Below are 20,002 nucleotides of genomic sequence, written 5' to 3' on the forward strand. Positions count from 1 at the left end.
GGCTTATGAGACGCAGAGCGAGATCGATCCTCGCCGCTATTTCACTGCTGACCGCAGGACTGGCGGCCGTGCCGCTCGCCCACGCGCAACCCGCCGGCGACGACGGACTATCCGTGTGGCACGCCCAAGTCACCAAGGCCCAGGTCCCGTTGATCCTCGCCGCGGGAGCCGACGGTCATGAACTGAGCGAACAGGTGCCCGACAAGGGCACCGCCACCGTCGAGCTCTACCTCACCAGGAAGCAGGCCGGCGAACTGCGCGAGCAGGGCATCGGCATCACCGAGCACACGCTTTCGACCAGGGCGCAAAATCGCGTGGCGGCCGCGGGTGACGGCGTCTTCCGCCCGTACAGCGGCGAGAAGGGCCTGCAGCGCGAGATCCTCGCCACCGCGCAGGCCAACCCCGCCCTCACCAAGGTCGTCAGCATCGGCAAGACCTTCAAGGGGCAGGACATCCTCGCCCTCAAGGTCAGCAAGGGTGCCAAGAAGTACCGGGACGGCTCCAAGCCCGCAACGCTGTATCTGTCCAACCAGCACGCCCGCGAGTGGATCACCCCGGAGATGACCCGGCGGCTGATGCACTACTACCTCGCGAACTACGGCAAGGACCCGCGAGTCACCAAGATCGTGGACTCGGGCGAGCTGTGGTTCGTGCTCTCCGCGAACCCCGACGGGTACGACTACACCTTCACCGGCACCGCCGAGCGCCAGTGGCGCAAGAACCTCCACGACAACAACGGTGACGGGAAGATCGCCCCCGGCGACGGCGTCGACCTCAACCGCAACTTCACCTACAAGTGGGGTTACGACAACGAGGGCTCGTCCCCGGACCCGTTCGACGAGACCTATCGAGGCGCCGCTCCGGCCTCCGAGCCCGAGACCAGGGCCCTCGACGCCTTCGAGAAGCGCATCGGCTTCGAGTACGGCATCAACTACCACTCCGCCGCCGAACTGCTCCTCTACGGAGTCGGCTGGCAGGTCGCGACCCCGACCCCCGACGACGTCCTCTACAAGTCGCTCGCCGGTACGCCCGGCAACTCCGCGATCCCCGGCTACCGTCCCCAGGTCTCCTCCGAGCTCTACACCACCAACGGCGAGGCCGACGGGCACGCGGCCAACGTCAACGGCATGATGATGTACACCCCGGAGATGTCGACCTGCGCCACCGCCTCCCGACTCGACCCCAACGACGCCTGGAACGCGGCCGACTGCGCCTCCATCTTCACCTTCCCCGACGACGAGAAGCTGATCCAGCAGGAGTTCGCCAAGAACATCCCGTTCGCGCTCTCCGTCGCCGAAACCTCCGCCCATCCCGACCAGCCGTCCTCCGCGCTCGGTCTGAAGGCCGCGGACTTCACCCCCGACCCCTTCACCGTCTCCTACGCACGCGGGGGCGACCAGGAAGTCGCCGTCACCGCCCGTAAGTCCGTACGCGACAAGGAGCTCAAGTACCGCGTCAACGGCGGCACCGTCCACGACCAGACGCTGAGGCCCTTCAAGGGCGGCGAGACCTACGGCGGCGACGACAACATCCGCTTCGACGAGTACCGGGCCAAGGTCCAGGACGGCGACGTCGGCGACAAGGTCGAGGTCTGGTTCACCGGAGAGACCAGGGACGGGAGCCCGACCTCCAGCGAACACTTCACCTACACGGTCGCCGAACGGCCGCGCGGGGACACGCTGGTGATCGCCGAAGAGGGCGGCACCACTCCGGCGAAGAACCCCGTCGCCTACACCAAGGCACTCGCCGACAACGGCCGCAGGTCCGCGGTCTGGGACGTCGCCACGCAGGGCGCCCCGCACCGGCTCGGCGTGCTCAGCCACTTCAGGACGGCCCTCTGGTACACCGGCGCGGCCGCCCCCTCCTGGGCCACCACCCAGGCCGTGCGGGAGTACGTCAACGAAGGCGGCAAGCTCATCACCACCGGTGAACGGGCCGGCGGCAACGCCAACCTCGGTGGTGCGCTGAGCGACGACTTCGCCCAGTACTACCTCGGTGCGTCCGGCCGCGCATCGCTGGCCGGAGTGAACAACTTCCTCGGTACGGGAGGGCTGTCCGGCGCATCCGCAGGGCTGTCCGGCGCGCCGGACAATCCGCTGGACGCGGCGGGTGCGTACACGATCACCTCGGACACGCTGCCGCCCGCGCAGTTCCCGCAGTTCCGCAGCAAGGCGGCGGGCGACTACCCGGGTGTCCGGATGCCCTTCTCGCCGTACGAGGGCCAGTGGTACGCGGCGGCCTCGCACAGCAACGGCTCCTGGATGCGGCTGTCCCGTCCGCTCGACCTGACCGCCGTGGGGGCAGCCGCCAGGCCCGCCCTGAACCTGCGGATCAGTTTCAACACCGAGCCCGGCTACGACAACGCGGTCGTCGAGGTCCACACCGTCGGCCAGGACGACTGGACCACGCTGCCGGACGCCAACGGCGGCACGCGCACCACCGTGCCGACCCAGTGCGACGAGGGCTTCTACGTCAACCAGCACCCGTTCCTGCGGCACTACCTCACCGTCGGCTCCAGCGCCTGCACCCCGAGCGGCACCAGCGGTAGCTGGAACTCGTTCACCGGCGCATCCGACGGCTGGAAGGCCGCCTCGTTCGATCTGAGCGCGTACGCGGGCAAGCAGATCGAGGTCTCCGTCTCGTACATCACCGACCCCGGTGACGGCGGCCGCGGCATCTTCGTGGACGACACCAAGCTGGTCGTCGGCGGTGCCGAGCTGGGCGCCGAGGGCTTCGAGGCCTCGCTGGGGCCCTGGACGGCGTCCGGTCCGCCGGACGGCAGCCCGGCGCTGCGCGGAAACTGGGCCCGCAGCCAGGACCTGTTCCCGTCCGCGGGCGCGATCACCACACGGGACACCGTGCTCATCGGCTTCGGCCTGGAGCATGTGCCCGGCGCGGCCGACCGCAAGCAGTTGATCGGAAAGGCGCTCAGCGCCCTGCGGCGCTGACGCTGAGTAGTCGGGATCTTGCTCCCGGCCGATGGTTCCGGCGGCCCGCGAACCCTACTGAGGGGTACGGGCCGCCGTGCCACGCACGAGCACTCTCGATGTCACCGAAGCGCCTCCAGGGGGGTAGGGTCGTAGGCGGTCGGGGACATCCCATACAGCTCGCCGGCGTCGAAACCCGGCGTACCAACGAGGAGATCGGTTCGTGACGATCCGCGTAGGCATCAACGGCTTTGGCCGCATCGGTCGTAACTACTTCCGCGCGCTGCTGGAGCAGGGTGCAGACATCGAGATCGTGGCTGTCAACGACCTGGGTGACACCGCGACCACGGCTCACCTGCTGAAGTACGACACCATCCTGGGTCGTCTGAAGGCAGAGGTAACCCACACCGCCGACACGATCACGGTCGACGGCCACACCATCAAGGTGCTCTCCGAGCGCAACCCCGCCGACATTCCGTGGGGTGAGCTGGGCGTCGACATCGTCATCGAGTCGACCGGCATCTTCACCAAGAAGGCCGACGCCGCGAAGCACATTGCGGGCGGCGCCAAGAAGGTCCTCATCTCGGCTCCGGCCAAGGACGAGGACATCACCATCGTGATGGGCGTCAACCAGGACAAGTACGACGCGGCCAACCACCACGTCATCTCCAACGCCTCCTGCACCACCAACTGTGTGGCGCCGATGGCCAAGGTTCTCCTGGAGAACTTCGGCATCGTCAAGGGCATGATGACCACGGTCCACGCGTACACCAACGACCAGCGCATCCTGGACTTCCCGCACTCGGACCTGCGCCGCGCCCGCGCCGCCGCCGAGAACATCATCCCGACCACCACCGGTGCCGCGAAGGCCACCGCGCTGGTCATCCCGGAGCTGTCGGGCAAGCTCGACGGCATCGCGATGCGCGTCCCGGTTCCCACCGGCTCCGTGACCGACCTGGTCATCGAGCTCGAGCGCGAGGTCACCAAGGACGAGGTCAACACCGCGTTCCAGAAGGCCGCCGAGGGCCAGCTCCAGGGCATCCTGGACTACACCGAGGACCAGATCGTCTCCTCGGACATCGTCAACTGGCCCGCGTCCTGCACCTTCGACTCCTCCCTGACCATGGTCCAGGGCAAGAACGTCAAGGTCATCGGCTGGTATGACAACGAGTGGGGCTACTCCAACCGCCTCGTCGACCTCACGGTCTTCGTCGGCGGCCAGCTCTGATCTGCACCGTCTGATCTGCAACCAGAGCACCACGATGTGAGCGACAGGGCTCGGGCAGCGCAGCGCCGCGCGGTTCGAGCCCTGTCGCACGTCCCAGCCCCTCTGAGGAGCCGTAATTCCATGAAGACGATCGATCAACTTCTCGCCGGAGGGGTCGCCGGCAAGCGGGTATTCGTCCGCGCCGACCTCAATGTGCCGCTCGACGGCACCGCCATCACCGACGACGGCCGCATTCGCGCCGTCCAGCCGACGATCGCCAAGCTCGCCGAGGCGGGCGCGCGCGTCGTCGTCGCGTCCCACCTGGGCCGCCCCAAGGGCGCCCCGGAGCCGGCGTTCTCGCTCGCCCCGGTGGCCGGGCGGCTCGGCGAACTGCTGGGCGCCGAGGTCGCCTTCGCGACCGACACCGTCGGCGAGTCCGCCAAGGCCGTCGTCGCGGGCCTCGCCGACGGCCAGGTGGCCGTCATCGAGAACCTCCGCTTCAACGCCGGCGAGACCAGCAAGGACGACGCCGAGCGCGGCGCCTTCGCCGACGAGCTCGCGCAGCTCGCCGATCTGTACGTCGGCGACGGCTTCGGGGCCGTGCACCGCAAGCACGCCTCGGTGTACGACCTCCCAGCCCGGCTGCCGCACGCCGCCGGCTACCTCATCGCCACCGAGGTCGCGGTCCTGAAGAAGCTCACCGAGGAGGTCAACCGCCCGTACGTCGTCGTACTCGGCGGCGCCAAGGTCTCCGACAAGCTCGGCGTCATCGACGAGCTGCTGGGCAAGGCCGACCGCATCCTCATCGGCGGCGGCATGGCCTACACCTTCCTCAAGGCCAAGGGGTACGAGGTCGGCATCTCCCTCCTTCAGGAGGACCAGATCCCGACCGTCACCGAGTACATGGAGCGCGCCGAGAAGAACGGCGTCGAGCTGGTCCTGCCGGTCGACGTGCTGGCCGCGGGCGAGTTCCCCGACCTGAAGACCAAGGCCCCGGCCGACTTCATCACGGTCGACGCGGACAAGATCCCCGCCGACAAGGAGGGCCTGGACATCGGCCCGAAGTCGCGCGAACTGTTCGCCGCCAAGATCGCAGACGCCCGGACCGTCTTCTGGAACGGTCCGGTCGGCGTCTTCGAGCACCCCGACTACGCCGGGGGCACCAAGGCGGTCGCCCAGGCGCTGCTCGACGGCAACGGCTTCACCGTCGTCGGCGGCGGCGACTCGGCCGCCGCCGTCCGTACGCTCGGCTTCGACGAGAACGCATTCGGCCACATTTCCACCGGCGGTGGCGCCAGCCTCGAGTATCTCGAGGGCAAGACGCTCCCCGGCCTCGCCGCACTGGAGGACTGAACACCGTGAGTGACCGTACCCCGCTGATGGCGGGCAACTGGAAGATGAACCTCAACCACCTCGAGGCCATCGCCCATGTCCAGAAGCTCGCCTTCGCCCTGGCGGACAAGGACTACGAGGCCGTCGAGGTCGCCGTCCTGCCGCCCTTCACCGACCTGCGGTCCGTGCAGACCCTGGTCGACGGCGACAAGCTCAAGATCAAGTACGGCGCCCAGGACCTCTCGGCGCACGACTCCGGTGCGTACACCGGCGAGATCTCGGGCTCGATGCTGGCCAAGCTGAAGTGCACCTATGTCACCGTGGGCCACTCCGAGCGCCGGCAGTACCACGCCGAGACGGACGAGGTCTGCAACGCCAAGGTGAAGGCCGCGTACAAGCACGGCCTGACTCCGATCCTCTGCATCGGCGAGGGCCTGGACATCCGCAAGGCCGGACAGCAGGTCGAGTACACGCTCGCGCAGCTCGACGGCGGCCTCAAGGACATCCCGGCCGAGCAGGCCGAGTCCATCGTGATCGCCTACGAGCCGGTGTGGGCCATCGGCACCGGCGAGGTCGCGACCCCCGGGGACGCCCAGGAGGTCTGCGGTGCGATCCGCGGGCGCCTTGCCGAGCTGTACTCGCCGGAGCTGGCCGACAAGGTCCGCATCCAGTACGGCGGCTCGGTGAAGGCCGGCAACGTCGCCTCGATCATGGCGCAGCCCGATGTGGACGGGGCGCTGGTGGGCGGTGCGTCGCTGGACGCCGACGAGTTCGTCAAGATCGTCCGGTTCCGCGACCAGTGAGTATGCGGTAGCGCGGATCCGTCGTACCCTTGCGGGGGCCGAGGCTCGGAGCCCGGCCCCCGTCGTCCATATCAGTCCTAGGAAGTTGGTCCAGCCGTGATTGTCGGGTTCTCGATTGCCCTGATCGTCTTCAGCCTGCTGATGATGCTGCTGGTGCTGATGCACAAGGGGAAGGGCGGCGGCCTCTCCGACATGTTCGGTGGCGGAATGCAGTCCTCGGTGGGCGGCTCGTCGGTCGCCGAGCGCAACCTCGACCGGATCACCGTGGTGATCGGTCTGCTGTGGTTTGCGTGCATTGTCGTACTTGGTCTGCTGCTGAAGCTGGACAGCTGACCCAAGCCTTCCCCGTTCCGGGCTGGGGTGTAACTCCAATCACTGGACGAGCGTTGGGCCTTACGTAGACTGGGGCACCGCGGCGCAGCCGCTGTGAGACGCTGTGCAGCACCATCACGCAGGGAGTTACGACCGTGGCAAGTGGCAACGCGATCCGGGGAAGCCGGGTCGGAGCGGGGCCGATGGGTGAGGCCGAGCGGGGCGAGTCCGCGCCGCGCCTGCGCATCTCCTTCTGGTGCTCGAACGGGCACGAGACGCAGCCGAGCTTCGCCAGTGACGCACAGGTCCCGGACAGCTGGGACTGCCCGCGCTGCGGCTTCCCGGCCGGTCAGGATCGGGACAATCCGCCGGACCCGCCGCGTACGGAGCCGTACAAGACGCATCTCGCCTATGTGCGTGAGCGGCGCAGCGACGCGGACGGCGAAGCGATCCTCGCCGAGGCACTTGCCAAACTGCGGGGCGAGATCTAGAAGTTGTGGTCCGGCCGGACACCCAAGGGTGCGCGGCCGGACTTTTTCGTTGACGGTCATTGCCTCCTCGACCGGCTTCCTCGGCTTTCCATGGCTCCTTTGCGGCCGCCGTCGTGCCGAAGCGCAGCGCGGATTCTTCATGCCGGCAGTCGCGTCCCCCACCCCGCTGATCAATTAGGTTGGGAACCGCAGCGGGGCACGCAGGCAGGTACGAGAAGAAGTGGGCTGATGTCCAAGATGAACGCAGAAGGCACCAGGCTCAACCGGACGCCGGAATGGATCGCTCTCGGCAAGCACCGCGAGCAGCTGGGACAGACGCATCTGCGGGAGCTGTTCGCGGCCGGTCAGGACCGCGGCAGGGCGTACACCCTCCAGGTCGGCGATCTCTACCTGGACTACTCCAAGCATCTGGTGACCGACGAGACCCTGGCGCTGCTGCGCGAGCTGGCCGTGGCCACCGACGTCGCCGGGCTGCGGGACGCGATGTTCCGCGGCGAGAAGATCAACACCACCGAGGGCCGGGCCGTCCTGCACACGGCGCTGCGCGCGCCGCGGGACGCCGTGATCGAGGTGGACGGCGAGAACGTGGTGCCGGCCGTGCACGCGGTGCTCGACAGGATGAGCGCCTTCTCCGACCGGATCCGGTCCGGCGAGTGGACCGGCCACACCGGCAAGCGCATCCGCAATGTCGTCAACATCGGCATCGGCGGCTCCGACCTGGGCCCCGCCATGGCGTACGAGGCGCTGCGCTCCTACACCGCGCGCGATCTGACGTTCCGTTTCGTCTCGAACGTCGACGGGGCCGATCTGCACGAGGCCGTACGGGACTTGGACGCGGCCGAGACGCTGTTCATCATCGCCTCCAAGACCTTCACCACCATCGAGACCATCACCAACGCCACCTCGGCACGCGACTGGCTGCTCACCGAGCTGGGGGCCGGCCAGGAGGCCGTCGCCAAACACTTCGTGGCGCTGTCCACGAACGCCGAGAAGGTCGCCGACTTCGGCATCGACACGGCGAACATGTTCGAGTTCTGGGACTGGGTCGGCGGGAGGTACTCGTACGACTCCGCCATCGGGCTCTCGCTGATGATCGCGATCGGCCCGGACCGCTTCCGGGAGATGCTGGACGGCTTCCATCTGATCGACGAGCACTTCCGCACCGCCCCGGCGGAGGCCAACGCGCCGATGCTGCTCGGCCTGATCGGGGTCTGGTACAACGAGTTCTTCGACGCGCAGTCGCATGCCGTGCTGCCGTACTCCCACTATCTGAGCAAGTTCACCGCCTATCTCCAGCAGCTCGACATGGAGTCCAACGGCAAGTCCGTGGACCGCGAGGGCAACCGGGTGGACTGGCAGACCGGTCCCGTCGTCTGGGGCACGCCGGGCACCAACGGGCAGCACGCGTACTACCAGTTGATCCACCAGGGCACCCGGTTCATCCCGGCGGACTTCATCGGCTTCGCGAATCCCGTCCAGGATCTGTCGCCGGGCCCGGCCGCCCAGCACGATCTGCTGATGGCCAACTTCTTCGCGCAGACGCAGGCACTCGCCTTCGGCAAGACGCCTGAGGAGGTGCGGGCGGAGGGCGTGCCCGAGGAACTGGTGGCGCACAAGACGTTCCAGGGCAACCACCCGACGACCACGATCCTCGCCAACGAGCTGACCCCGTCCGTGCTGGGCCAGTTGGTCGCGCTGTACGAGCACAAGGTGTTCGTCCAGGGAGCCGTCTGGCACATCGACTCCTTCGACCAGTGGGGGGTCGAGCTCGGCAAGGTGCTCGCCAAGAAGATCGAGCCGGTGCTGACGGCAGGGACAGGTGGCGAGCAGCTGGACAGCTCGACGGCGACGCTGGTGGACACATACCGCACGCTGCGCGGTCGTTGAGCCGATGACGGGGGAGAGCGGGGAGGGCGCCGTTCGGCTGAGGCCGCCCAACCAGGCGCTGAATGAGCGGGTTGTCGGCTGGTGGCGGGTTCAGCTGCTGCTGACGACCGCTGTACCGGTGGCGGTCCTGGCCGTGCTGGGCGCGCTCCTTGCGCCCGCGCGCTCCTGGCTGCTGACCATCGCCGGAGCGCTGGCGGTGCTGGGTCTGACCGGCACCGCCTTCCTCCCCGCGTGGTGGTTCCGGCTGCACCGCTGGGAGGTCACGGACGAAGCGGTGTACGTCCGTACGGGGGCGTTCTGGCAGGAGTGGCGGATCGCGCCCATGTCCCGGATCCAGACCGTGGACACGGTGCGCGGACCGCTGGAGCAGGCGTTCCGGCTCGCCACGGTGACCGTCACGACCGCCTCGTCCAAGGGCGCGATCAGGATCGAGGGCCTCGACCATGAGCTCGCCGCGGAGCTGGCGGAGCGGCTGACCCGGATAACCCGGGCGACGCCCGGGGACGCGACATGAGCCAGCCCGGCGGGGCGTCGGGGGTTCCTGCGCCCCGCGAGCCCCTGGCGGCGGAGTGGCGGCGGCTGGACCGGCGTACGGTCCTGGTCACCGCGTGCGTGATGGCGGGTGCCGCCGCGGGCGGCGCGCTGCCCACCGCCTTCGGCCTCGCGGGCGGCATGCCGCTGTGGCAGGCATTCGGCTGGGTGCTGGCCGGAGCCGTGCTGCTGATCGCGGCCGGCAGCGCCGCGGATTACGTACGGTGGCGCAGGACCCGCTACCGCATCGGCCCCGAGCGCGCCGAACTTCATACGGGACTGCTGGTGGTGAAACGCCGTTCGCTGGCCCGCGAACGGATCCGCAGCGTCGACCTGTCCGCCAATCCGCTGCTGCGGATACTCGGTCTGGTCAAGGTGCGCATCGGCACCGGCGAGCACACCGGCGGCGAGTCCACGCTGGAGCTCGACGCGGTCGGCAAGGTGGAGGGCGAGCGGCTGCGTACGGAGTTGCTCGCCCGCACGGCGACCGCTGCCGGCACGCACCGGGAGGGCGAGCTCGCCGCCCTCGACCCGTCCTGGATCCGCTACGCACCGGTCTCGTTCGTGGCCCCCCTCCTCGGCGGCGCGGCAGTCGGTGGCGTGATGCAGGTCAGCGAGTGGTTCGGGGCGCAGGGCAAGGTCATCGACTGGGTGCGGGACCGCTTCCAGGACACTCCCCTCGCCTGGATGGTCGTGGTGCTCGTGGTCGCGGCCGTGGCCGCAGGTGTCGTCGGTGCGCTCGGTCTCTGGATCGAGATGTGGTGGAACTACCGCCTGGAGCGGGAGCCGGGCGGCACACTCCGGGTGCGGCGAGGCCTGTTCACCGCGCGCTCGATATCCATGGAGGAGCGCCGTCTGCGCGGAGTGGAACTCGTCGAGCCGCTCGGCATCAGACTCTTCGGCGCCGCCCGCCTCGACGCGGTCGCCACCGGCCTCAGCGACGACGAGCAGGACAAGCACGCCGACCTCAAGGTGCTGCTGCCACCCGCCCCGCGTGCGGTGGCGGACGAGGTGGCCGCGCAGGTGCTGCGGGAGGCCGTCTCCCCGACGAGCGCGGCCCGCCTGACCGCCCACCCCTCGGCAGCCCGCACCCGCCGCCTGCGCTGGGCGCTCGCCTCGGCGCTGCTGCCCCTGCTGACGCCGGCCGCTCTGGGTGCCTGGCTCACTCCCGTACTGCTGTACATCGCGGGTGCCTGCGCGGTCGTCGCACTGCCGGTCGCGGTCATCCTCGCCCTGGACGCATACCGCAGCCTGGGCCACGGCATCAGCGGCGGCTACCTCCTGGCCCGCTCCGGCACGGTCCGGCGCGCGACGGTCGCGCTCCAGCGCGGCGGTGTCATCGGCTGGACGGTGAAGCAGTCGGTCTTCCAGCGCCGCGCGCGAGTCGTGACCCTGACGGCAACGACGGCGGCGGGAGCGGGGGCGTACTCGGTGTACGACGCGGCGGAGGGTGAGGGGCTGGAGTTCGCGGCGGAGGCGGTGCCGGGGCTGCTGGAACGGTTCCTTGTACGGGACGACCGGGTGACGGGATGCGGTGCGTCCGGGGGCGGCGCGACAATCCCCGTATGACCGCATCCGGGTACTCGGGCACTCCGCTGGCCAAGAAGATCGGCATCAAACCCGGTCAGCGCGTGGTGCTCAGGCACCGGCCCCCGGGCTGGGCGATCCCCGATCTGCCCGAGGGGGTCACGGTGGGGGAGCGTGGCTCGCGGGACGCCGATGTGACGCTCGCGTTCTACCGTACGCACGGGGATGTGGCGGCCGAGGCGGCGACGCTCGTCGAAGGCCTGGCGGACCGGGCGATGTTCTGGATCGCGTGGCCGCGTAAGGCCGGGGGTCACGAGAGCGACATCACCGAGAACGGGTTGCGGGAGGTGTTTCTGCCGCTGGGGGTGGTGGATGTGAAGGTGGCGGCGCTGGGGGAGGACTGGTCGGGCCTGAAGTTCGTCCGCCGCCTGGGGAACCGGGCCGGGTGAGCGCCTGCGGCGGGCCTGTTCCCCACCCCGCCCTCCCCCCAGAGCTTCGCCTGGGTGGGGGTGCCCCCGGCGCAGCCAGGGGGAGTACCCCCATCCCGTAACCGGGGCTCCGCCCCGGGCCCCGCGCCTCAAACGCCGGCGGGGCTTGATGTGCCGGGGCATATCAAGCCCGTCCGGCGATTGAGGACACGCGCCGGAAGTTCGCGTTCGGGGGTCCGGGGCGGAGCCCCGTCAGGGCGACGCAGGTGGGTACAGGCCCCTCGGCAGTTGGGACGCCGCCGCCGCGTCCAGTAGCCACAGCGTCCGGCTCCGGCCATACGCCCCCGCCGCCGGGGCCTGGACCTCGCCCGCGCCCGACAGGGCTATCGCCACCGCCTTCGCCTTGTCCTCGCCCGCCGCCAGCAGCCATACCTCGCGTGCCGCCCGGATCGCCGGGAGAGTCAGGGAGGTACGGGTCGGCGGGGGCTTGGGGGCGCCGTGGACGCCGACCACCGTGCGGGACGATTCGCGGACCGCGGGGAGTTCGGGGAAGAGCGACGCCACATGCGTGTCCGGGCCGACGCCCAGCATCAGGACGTCGAACGTCGGCACCGGGCCGTGGTCCTCCGGCCCTGCCGCCGCGGCGAGTTCGGCGGCGTACGCCGCCGCCGCGGCGTCCGCGTCGTTGCCGTACGGACCGTCCGACGCGGGCATCGCATGCATCCGCTTCGGGTCCACCGGCACGCTGTCCAGCAGGGCCTCGCGGGCCTGTGTGACATTGCGCTCCGGGTCGCCCTCGGGCAGGAACCGCTCGTCGCCCCACCACAGGTCGAGCCGCGGCCAGTCGATCGCGTCCCGGGCCGGGGAGGCTCCGAGCGCGGCCAGCAGGGCGTTGCCGTTGCGGCCGCCCGTCAGGACCACCGACGCCGCGCCGCGCGCGGCCTGGGCGTCCACGATCTTCGTGATCAGCCGGGCCGCCGCGGCCTGTGCCATCAGTTCCTTGTCGCGGTGGACGACGAGCTGTGGCGCACTCACTTCGTGGCCGCCTTCTTGGCCGGGGCGGCCTTCTTCGCCGGGGAGGCCTCCGGAGCGGACTTCGCATCGGCCCCGGACTTCGCATCCGCAGCCGACGGGTCCCCGTCCGCCAGCCGGTCCACGCCGAACCGCAGCGCCGACGCGTATGTGTCGTCCGGGTCCAGCCGCCGCAGCTCCTCCGCGATCAGCTCGGCCGTCTCACGCCGCTTCAGCGCCACCGCCCGGTCCGGCTGTCCCTGGATGGACAGCGTCGCCAGTGAGCCGTCCGCCCGGTCCAGCCCGATCGGCCCGTTGTCGGTCTGCATCCGCACCGCCGTGAGGCCCGGACCGGACGAGGGCGACCGCTTCACGGGCACATGCAGCCGGTCCGCCAGCCACATCGCGAGCAGCTCGCAGCTCGGGTTGAACTCCTCGCCCTCCACCTCGACCGAGGTGACCTTGCAGTCGACCTGGTCGAGGGCTGCCGCGATCATCGAGCGCCACGGCGTGATCCGGGTCCAGGCCAGGTCGGTGTCGCCCGGCGTGTAGGTCTCGGCGCGCGCCGTCAGCTCGTGCACCGGCTGCTCGGAGGCGTAGGTGTCCGTAACGCGGCGCTGAGCCAGCGAGCCCAGCGGATCGTTGGCCGGGTCGGTCGGAGCGTTCACCGGCCACCAGACCACGACGGGCGCGTCCGGCAGCAGCAGCGGCAGGACCACCGACTGGGCGTGGTTGATGACCTCGCCGTACAGCCGCAGTACGACCGTCTCGCCGGTGCCGGCGTCCGCGCCGACCCGCACCTCGGCGTCCAGGCGCGGCTTCGCGCGGTCGCGCGGGGAGCGCGAGACCCGCTTGATGACGACCAGCTTGCGCGAAGGGTGCTCGCGCGACGCCTCGTTGGCCGCCTTCAGCGCGTCGTAGGCGTTCTCCTCGTCGGTGACGATGACGAGGGTGAGCACCATGCCGACGGCCGGCGTGCCGATCGCCCGCCGCCCCTGCACCAGGGCCTTGTTGATCTTGCTGGAGGTGGTGTCCGTAAGGTCGATCTTCATGGCCGACGCCAGCTCCGTCCGTCTCGTGCGAGCATTTCGTCCGCCTCGACCGGCCCCCACGTACCGGCCGGATACTGCGCGGGCTTGCCGTGCTTGTCCCAGAACTCCTCGATCGGGTCGAGGATCTTCCAGGACAGCTCGACCTCCGTCAGCCTCGGGAAGAGGTTGGAGTCACCGAGCAGGACGTCGAGGATCAGCCGCTCGTAGGCCTCGGGGCTGGACTCCGTGAAGGACTCGCCGTACGCGAAGTCCATCGAGACGTCCCGGACCTCCATCGAGGTGCCCGGCACCTTCGAGCCGAACCGCAGCGTTACGCCCTCGTCCGGCTGGACCCGGATGACCAGGGCGTTCTGCCCGAGTTCCTCGGTGGCCGTGTGGTCGAAGGGGGAGTGCGGGGCGCGCTGGAAGATGACCGCGATCTCGGTGACACGGCGGCCGAGCCGTTTGCCGGTACGGAGGTAGAACGGGACGCCCGCCCAGCGGCGGTTGTCGATCTCCAGCTTTATGGCCGCGTACGTGTCGGTCTTCGACTTGGGGTCGGTGCCGTCTTCCTGGAGATAGCCGACGACCTTCTCGCCGCCCTGCCAGCCCGAGGCGTACTGCGCGCGCACCGTTCCGGCGGCCAGGTCCTTGGGCAGCTTCACCGCGCCCAGCACCTTGGTCTTCTCGGCCGCGAGCGCGTCCGCCTCGAAGGAGGCGGGCTCCTCCATCGCCGTCAGTGCGAGCAGCTGGAGGAGGTGGTTCTGGATGACGTCACGGGCGGCGCCGATGCCGTCGTAGTAGCCGGCCCGGCCGCCGATGCCGATGTCCTCGGCCATGGTGATCTGCACATGGTCCACGTACGACCGGTTCCAGATCGGCTCGAACAGCGTGTTCGCGAAGCGCAGCGCCAGAATGTTCTGGACGGTCTCCTTGCCCAGATAGTGGTCGATCCGGAAGACCTCGTTGGCCGGAAAGACGTCGTGCACCACCTGGTTGAGCTCCATGGCGGAGGCCAGGTCGTGGCCGAAGGGCTTCTCGATGACCGCGCGGCGCCAGGAGCCCTGCTGCTCGGCCAGTCCGTGCTTCTTGAGCTGCTTGACGACCTTGGGGAAGAACTTCGGCGGTACGGACAGATAGAAGGCGAAGTTGCCCCCGGTGCCCTGCACCTCGTCCAGCTCCGCGATCGTCTTCTTCAGCGTCTCGAAGGCGTTGTCGTCGTCGAAGTCGCCCTGGACGAAGCGCATCCCCTGGATGAGCTGCTGCCAGACCTCCTCGCGGAACGGTGTACGGGCATGGGCCTTGACGGCGTCGTGGACCTCCTGCGCGAAGTCCTCGTGCTGCCACTCGCGGCGGGCGAATCCGACGAGCGAGAAGCCCGGCGGCAGCAGGCCGCGATTGGCCAGGTCATAGATGGCAGGCATCAACTTTTTACGTGACAAATCGCCCGTGACACCGAAAATGACCAGGCCCGACGGCCCCGCGATACGCGGGAGCCGTCGGTCTGCGGGGTCACGCAGCGGATTGCTGCTTGGCAGTGTTCAGCCCTCCGAAGGAGCGAGGCGTTCGAGCTCGGCCTCGGTCGACTTGAGCAGGTCGTTCCAGGACGCCTCGAACTTCTCGACGCCCTCGTCCTCGAGCAGCTGTACGACCTCGTCGTAGGAGATACCGAGCTTCTCCACGGCGGCGAGCTCGGCGCGGGCCTGCTCGTACCTCCCGCGCACGGTGTCACCGGTGATCCCGCCGTGGTCGGCGGTGGCATCGAGGGTGGCCTCCGGCATGGTGTTGACCGTGCCGGGGGCGACGAGCTCGTCGACGTACAGCGTGTCCTTGTACGCCGGGTCCTTGACGCCCGTCGAGGCCCACAGCGGACGCTGCTTATTGGCCTGCGCCTTGTCCAGCGCGGCCCAGCGGTCGGAGGAGAAGACCTCCTCGAACGCCTCGTACGCCAGCCGGGCGTTGGCGACAGCCGCCTTGCCGCGGGCCTCCTTGGCCTCGGGCGTGCCCAGGGCGTCCAGACGCTTGTCGATCTCGGTGTCCACGCGGGACACGAAGAAGGACGCCACGGACTGGATCTTGGAGAGGTCCAGTCCGGCGGCCTTCGCCTTCTCCAGACCGGCCAGGTAGGCGTCCATGACCTCGCGGTAGCGCTGAAGCGAGAAGATCAGCGTGACATTGACGCTGATGCCCTTGCCGATGACCTCGGTGATCGCCGGCAGGCCGGCCCTGGTCGCCGGGATCTTGATCAGCGTGTTCGGGCGGTCCACCAGCCAGGCGAGCTGCTTGGCCTCGGCGATGGTCGCCGGGGTGTTGTGCGCCAGGCGCGGGTCCACCTCGATGGAGACCCGGCCGTCCTGGCCGCCGGTGGCGTCGAACACCGGCCGCAGGATGTCGGCGGCGTCGCGGACGTCCGCCGTCGTGATCATCCGTACGGCTTCCTCGACGGTCACCTTGCGCACGGCGAGGTCGGTGAGCTGCTGCTCGTAACCGTCACCGTGCGAGATCGCCTTCTGGAAGATCGAAGGGTTGGTGGTGACGCCCACGACGTGCTGCTGGTCGATGAGTTCGGCGAGATTGCCGGACGTGATCCGCTTGCGGGACAGGTCGTCGAGCCAGATCGCGACGCCTTCGTCGGAGAGGCGCTTGAGTGCGTCTGTCATGAGAATTGCATCTCCTACTAGTCGTATACCGGCGTCAGCGCGCGGCGGCTTCAAGAGATTCCCGCGCGGCGGCGGCCACGTTCTCGGCAGTGAAACCGAACTCGCGGAAGAGGACCTTGCCGTCGGCCGAAGCGCCGAAGTGCTCCAGCGAAACGATGCGGCCCGCGTCGCCGACGAAACGGTGCCAGGTCAGACCGATACCGGCCTCGACCGCCACCCGCGCCTTCACGGCGGGCGGCAGCACGGAGTCCCGGTACCCCTGGTCCTGCTCCTCGAACCATTCGACGGACGGCATCGAGACGACCCGGGTCGGGATGCCCGCCGCCTGCAGCTGCTCACGCGCCTCGACGGCGAGGTGCACCTCGGAGCCGGTGCCGATCAGCACGACCTGCGGGTCGCCGCCCTCGGCGTCGAACAGGACGTAACCGCCCTTCGCCGCATCCTCGTTGCGCTCGTACGTCGGCACACCCTGACGGGTCAGCGCCAGGCCGTGCGGGGCGCCGACACCGAACTTCTTGGTGTAGCGCTTGAGGATCTCCCGCCAGGCGATCGCGGTCTCGTTGGCGTCGGCGGGGCGGACGATGTTCAGGCCAGGGATGGCGCGCAGCGAGGCCAGGTGCTCCACCGGCTGGTGGGTCGGGCCGTCCTCGCCGAGACCGATCGAGTCGTGCGTCCAGACGTACGTCACCGGCAGGTGCATCAGCGCCGAGAGCCGCACCGCGTTGCGCATGTAGTCGGAGAACACCAGGAAGGTGCCGCCGTAGACGCGGGTGTTGCCGTGCAGCGCGATGCCGTTCATGGACGCGGCCATCGCGTGCTCACGGATGCCGAAGTGGATCGTGCGGCCGTACGGGTCGGCCCCGGGCAGCGGGTTGCCCGTGGGCAGGAAGGACGAAGTCTTGTCGATCGTCGTGTTGTTCGAGCCCGCGAGGTCGGCGGAACCGCCCCACAGCTCGGGAATGACCGCGCCCAGCGCCTGCAGGATCTTGCCGGAGGCGGCGCGGGTGGCGACGCTCTTGCCGGTCTCGAACTCCGGCAGCTGGTCCTCCCAGCCCGCGGGCAGCTCGGTCGAGCGGATCCGGTCGAACTCGGCCGCACGCTCCGGGTTGGCGGTGCGCCAGGCGGCGAACGTCTTCTCCCACTCGCCCTTGGCCTCGCGGCCGCGGTCGAGCGCCTCACGCGTGTGCGCGAGAACCTCGTCGGAGACCTCGAAGGACTTCTCCGGGTCGAAGCCGAGGACACGCTTGGTGGCCGCGACCTCCTCGTCGCCGAGCGCCGAGCCGTGCGCGGCCTCGGTGTTCTGCGCGTGCGGCGCGGGCCAGGCGATGATCGAGCGGGCCGCGATGAAGGAGGGGCGCTCGGTCTCGGCCTGCGCCGCCTTCAGCGCCCGGTGGAGCCCGGCCGGGTCGAGGTCGCCGTTGGGCAGCTGCTCGACGCGCTGGACGTGCCAGCCGTACGCCTCGTAACGCTTGAGGGTGTCCTCCGAGACGGCCGTCTCGGTGTCGCCCTCGATGGAGATGTGGTTGTCGTCCCACAGCATCACCAGGTTGCCGAGCTTCTGGTGCCCGGCCAGCGAGGAGGCCTCGGCGGAGATGCCCTCCTGGAGGCAGCCGTCACCGGCGATGACCCAGATGGTGTGGTCGAACGGGGAGGTGCCCGTGGCGGCGTCCGGGTCGAACAGGCCGCGCTCGTAGCGGGAGGCCATGGCCATGCCCACCGCGTTGGCGACACCCTGGCCGAGCGGCCCGGTCGTCGTCTCGACGCCCGGGGTGTGCCCGTACTCCGGGTGGCCGGGGGTCTTCGAGCCCCAGGTCCGGAAGGCCTTGAGGTCGTCGAGCTCCAGGCCGTACCCGGCCAGGTAGAGCTGGATGTAGAGCGTCAGCGACGAGTGGCCCGCGGACAGCACGAACCGGTCACGGCCGGTCCAGTCCGGGTCGGCGGGGTCGTGCTTCATCAGCTTCTGGAACAGAACGTACGCGGCGGGCGCGAGGCTCATGGCCGTACCGGGGTGGCCGTTGCCGACCTTCTGTACGGAATCCATGGCCAGGACGCGGACGGTGTCAACAGCCCGCTGGTCCAGATCGGTCCACTCGAGGTCTGTGGTGGTCGGCTTGGTGCTCACCCTGTGTCAGGGCTCCTCTCCACATGTTCGTATCCCGGTGACGACGGAAGCACCGGGCGTTGTCGAGCCTACCCCCGGAGCAATGGGCAACTTTTCGAGTGTTCGCCATTCAAAACGCCGGACACAGCCAGGGTGCCGTCCCGGCCGGATCCTCGCCTCCCGGCGATGTATACGTGCGCCGTGCGGCGACGGCTCAACACGAGTCCACCCCCGCGAAGATCGGCGTCTGGGCAACGTCTAGAGTGGCGTGGTACGCGCAAGTCTTTACCGGGTCTTCACTCCCGGAGCTTGCTGGGATTTCTCTGTCAGGGGTGTGCGTGACGGCCGTCGAGTCCCGACCCGCAGGGGTCGTCTTGACTCCCAGCCCGGGGGGCCATCGGCCGTTCGGGGCCCGCGTCAAGGCATTCGTGGCGCTGACCAAGCCGCGGATCATCGAGCTGCTGCTGATCACCACCGTTCCGGTGATGTTCCTCGCCGCCCAGGATGTGCCCGACCTCTGGCTCGTGCTGACCACGTGCGTCGGCGGCTATCTCTCCGCCGGCGGCGCCAACGCGCTCAACATGTACATCGACCGCGACATCGACGCCCTGATGGACCGCACCTCGCAGCGCCCTCTGGTCACCGGGATGGTCTCCCCGCGAGAGGGCCTGGTCTTCGGCCTTGTGCTCGCGGTCGTCTCCACCCTCTGGTTCGGCCTGCTGGTCAACTGGCTGTCGGCAGCGCTGTCGCTGGGCGCACTGCTCTTCTATGTCGTCGTCTACACGATGATCCTCAAGCGCCGCACCTCGCAGAACATCGTCTGGGGCGGCATCGCCGGCTGTATGCCGGTGCTGATCGGCTGGTCCGCCGTCACCAACTCGATGTCGTGGGCGGCGGTCATCCTCTTCCTGGTCATCTTCTTCTGGACGCCGCCGCACTACTGGCCGCTGTCGATGAAGGTCAAGGAGGACTACGCGCGCGTGGGCGTCCCGATGCTCCCCGTCGTCGCCTCCAACAGGGTCGTGGCCCGCCAGATCGTCCTCTACAGCTGGGTGATGGTCGCGGTCTCCCTGCTGCTGACGCCGCTCGGCTACACCGGCTGGTTCTACACCGCGGTGGCGCTGGTGACGGGCGGCTGGTGGCTGTGGGAGGCGCACTCCCTGCAGAACCGCGCGAAGAGCGGGGTGACGGGCGGCAAGCTCAAGGAGATGCGGCTCTTCCACTGGTCCATCACCTATGTCTCGCTGCTCTTCGTGGCGGTCGCGGTGGACCCCTTCCTGCGGTAGCACTTTTTCTGGCCTCAATCGAGGTCTGGGGCGGAGCCCCAGTGGCTCACGCCACGCAGCCGGGTATCGCCAGACGATCTACCCATCGGTAGCATCCTGGGTATGGCAGACACCCAGGTTGACGAGAAGCAGGCAGCCCGCGCGGAGCGGAAGGCGGCCAGGCTCGCCAAGCAGATCGGCGCCTTCGCCAAGGCGCACGGCGGTGCCGAGGGGCAGCTCGCGTACATCGGTCAGATGGGCACCCGCATCGTGCTCGTCGGCGAGGACGGCAGCTGGGGCGACCTCGTCGCGCCGAGCAACGCCATCGCCGAGGGCGCCGCGAAGAAGGCCGGGATCACGCTGCACGAGTCGTTCGACGGCGACTTCGCGGCGAAGGTCCGCACCGGTCCGTACGAGTGGACCCGGATGGCAGGCATCCAGCTCGGAGGCCCGTCCAACGGCTGAGCAACACCTCACCCGGGTGTCCCC

17 protein-coding genes are annotated in these 20,002 nt (G+C 69.2%); 12 read left to right on the top strand and 5 right to left on the bottom strand.

Annotated elements, in window-relative coordinates:
• Positions 1–5: 5 nt before the first annotated feature.
• The 10 genes from ACQEVG_RS10030 (at position 6) to ACQEVG_RS10075 (ending at position 11,466) form a co-directional block, all read left to right on the top strand.
• On the top strand, positions 6–2,948 hold the full coding sequence (locus tag ACQEVG_RS10030; protein ID WP_432980176.1) for a M14 family zinc carboxypeptidase: 2,943 nt from the start codon (positions 6–8) through the stop codon (positions 2,946–2,948).
• Positions 2,949–3,150: 202 nt separating this feature from the next.
• Positions 3,151–4,155 carry a type I glyceraldehyde-3-phosphate dehydrogenase gene (gene gap / locus ACQEVG_RS10035; RefSeq protein WP_432980179.1) on the top strand — a complete coding sequence of 335 codons (1,005 nt, stop codon included), beginning with the start codon at positions 3,151–3,153 and terminating at the stop codon, positions 4,153–4,155.
• Positions 4,156–4,275: 120 nt separating this feature from the next.
• Entirely contained in the window at positions 4,276–5,487 is a 1,212-nt protein-coding gene (locus ACQEVG_RS10040; RefSeq protein ID WP_432980182.1) for a phosphoglycerate kinase, read from the top strand.
• Positions 5,488–5,492: 5 nt separating this feature from the next.
• Complete coding sequence (gene tpiA / locus ACQEVG_RS10045; protein WP_432980185.1) at positions 5,493–6,269, top strand: triose-phosphate isomerase; 777 nt, start codon at positions 5,493–5,495, stop codon at positions 6,267–6,269.
• A gap of 96 nt (positions 6,270–6,365) precedes the next feature.
• On the top strand, positions 6,366–6,602 hold the full coding sequence (gene secG, locus ACQEVG_RS10050) for a preprotein translocase subunit SecG (RefSeq protein ID WP_360873765.1): 237 nt from the start codon (positions 6,366–6,368) through the stop codon (positions 6,600–6,602).
• A 134-nt stretch (positions 6,603–6,736) separates the two neighbouring features.
• Positions 6,737–7,072 (top strand): RNA polymerase-binding protein RbpA, encoded by a 336-nt coding sequence (locus ACQEVG_RS10055; protein ID WP_078503510.1) that lies wholly within the window; start codon positions 6,737–6,739, stop codon positions 7,070–7,072.
• A 237-nt stretch (positions 7,073–7,309) separates the two neighbouring features.
• Entirely contained in the window at positions 7,310–8,959 is a 1,650-nt protein-coding gene (gene pgi, locus ACQEVG_RS10060) for a glucose-6-phosphate isomerase (protein ID WP_432985213.1), read from the top strand.
• 4 nt (positions 8,960–8,963) lie between these two features.
• Positions 8,964–9,473 (top strand): PH domain-containing protein, encoded by a 510-nt coding sequence (locus ACQEVG_RS10065; protein WP_432980190.1) that lies wholly within the window; start codon positions 8,964–8,966, stop codon positions 9,471–9,473.
• Complete coding sequence (locus ACQEVG_RS10070; RefSeq protein ID WP_432980193.1) at positions 9,470–11,059, top strand: PH domain-containing protein; 1,590 nt, start codon at positions 9,470–9,472, stop codon at positions 11,057–11,059. The genes ACQEVG_RS10065 and ACQEVG_RS10070 overlap by 4 nt, the downstream gene beginning before the upstream one ends.
• Positions 11,056–11,466 (top strand): DUF3052 domain-containing protein, encoded by a 411-nt coding sequence (locus ACQEVG_RS10075; RefSeq protein ID WP_432980196.1) that lies wholly within the window; start codon positions 11,056–11,058, stop codon positions 11,464–11,466. The genes ACQEVG_RS10070 and ACQEVG_RS10075 overlap by 4 nt, the downstream gene beginning before the upstream one ends.
• A 231-nt stretch (positions 11,467–11,697) precedes the next feature.
• Here the strand turns inward: ACQEVG_RS10075 and pgl are convergent, their stop codons facing one another.
• The 5 genes from pgl to tkt are packed head-to-tail and all read right to left on the bottom strand — an operon-like array spanning position 11,698 to position 18,269.
• The gene (gene pgl / locus ACQEVG_RS10080; RefSeq protein ID WP_432980199.1) at positions 11,698–12,480 is read right to left on the bottom strand and encodes a 6-phosphogluconolactonase; all 783 of its coding nucleotides are present in this window, start codon (positions 12,478–12,480) and stop codon (positions 11,698–11,700) included.
• The gene (gene opcA / locus ACQEVG_RS10085; RefSeq protein WP_432980202.1) at positions 12,477–13,508 is read right to left on the bottom strand and encodes a glucose-6-phosphate dehydrogenase assembly protein OpcA; all 1,032 of its coding nucleotides are present in this window, start codon (positions 13,506–13,508) and stop codon (positions 12,477–12,479) included. Before opcA ends, pgl begins: the two co-directional genes overlap by 4 nt.
• Entirely contained in the window at positions 13,505–15,025 is a 1,521-nt protein-coding gene (gene zwf / locus ACQEVG_RS10090) for a glucose-6-phosphate dehydrogenase (protein ID WP_432985216.1), read from the bottom strand. The genes opcA and zwf overlap by 4 nt, the downstream gene beginning before the upstream one ends.
• 3 nt (positions 15,026–15,028) lie before the next feature.
• Positions 15,029–16,147, bottom strand: coding sequence for a transaldolase (tal, locus tag ACQEVG_RS10095; protein ID WP_432980205.1), 1,119 nt, complete (start codon positions 16,145–16,147; stop codon positions 15,029–15,031).
• Positions 16,148–16,181: 34 nt separating this feature from the next.
• The gene (tkt, locus tag ACQEVG_RS10100; RefSeq protein WP_432980208.1) at positions 16,182–18,269 is read right to left on the bottom strand and encodes a transketolase; all 2,088 of its coding nucleotides are present in this window, start codon (positions 18,267–18,269) and stop codon (positions 16,182–16,184) included.
• Positions 18,270–18,586: 317 nt separating this feature from the next.
• Here tkt and ACQEVG_RS10105 point away from each other — a divergent pair, with 317 nt between their 5' ends.
• Both ACQEVG_RS10105 and ACQEVG_RS10110 read left to right on the top strand, forming a co-directional pair.
• Positions 18,587–19,534: a heme o synthase gene (locus tag ACQEVG_RS10105; RefSeq protein WP_432980211.1), complete on the top strand. Its 948-nt coding sequence runs from the start codon at positions 18,587–18,589 to the stop codon at positions 19,532–19,534.
• 102 nt (positions 19,535–19,636) lie between these two features.
• Positions 19,637–19,978, top strand: a complete 342-nt coding sequence (locus ACQEVG_RS10110) for a hypothetical protein (RefSeq protein ID WP_432980214.1) — start codon at positions 19,637–19,639, stop codon at positions 19,976–19,978.
• Positions 19,979–20,002: the final 24 nt, after the last annotated feature.

It is taken from the genome of Streptomyces sp. CA-135486 (assembly GCF_050936555.1).
Taxonomy (GTDB): domain Bacteria; phylum Actinomycetota; class Actinomycetes; order Streptomycetales; family Streptomycetaceae; genus Streptomyces.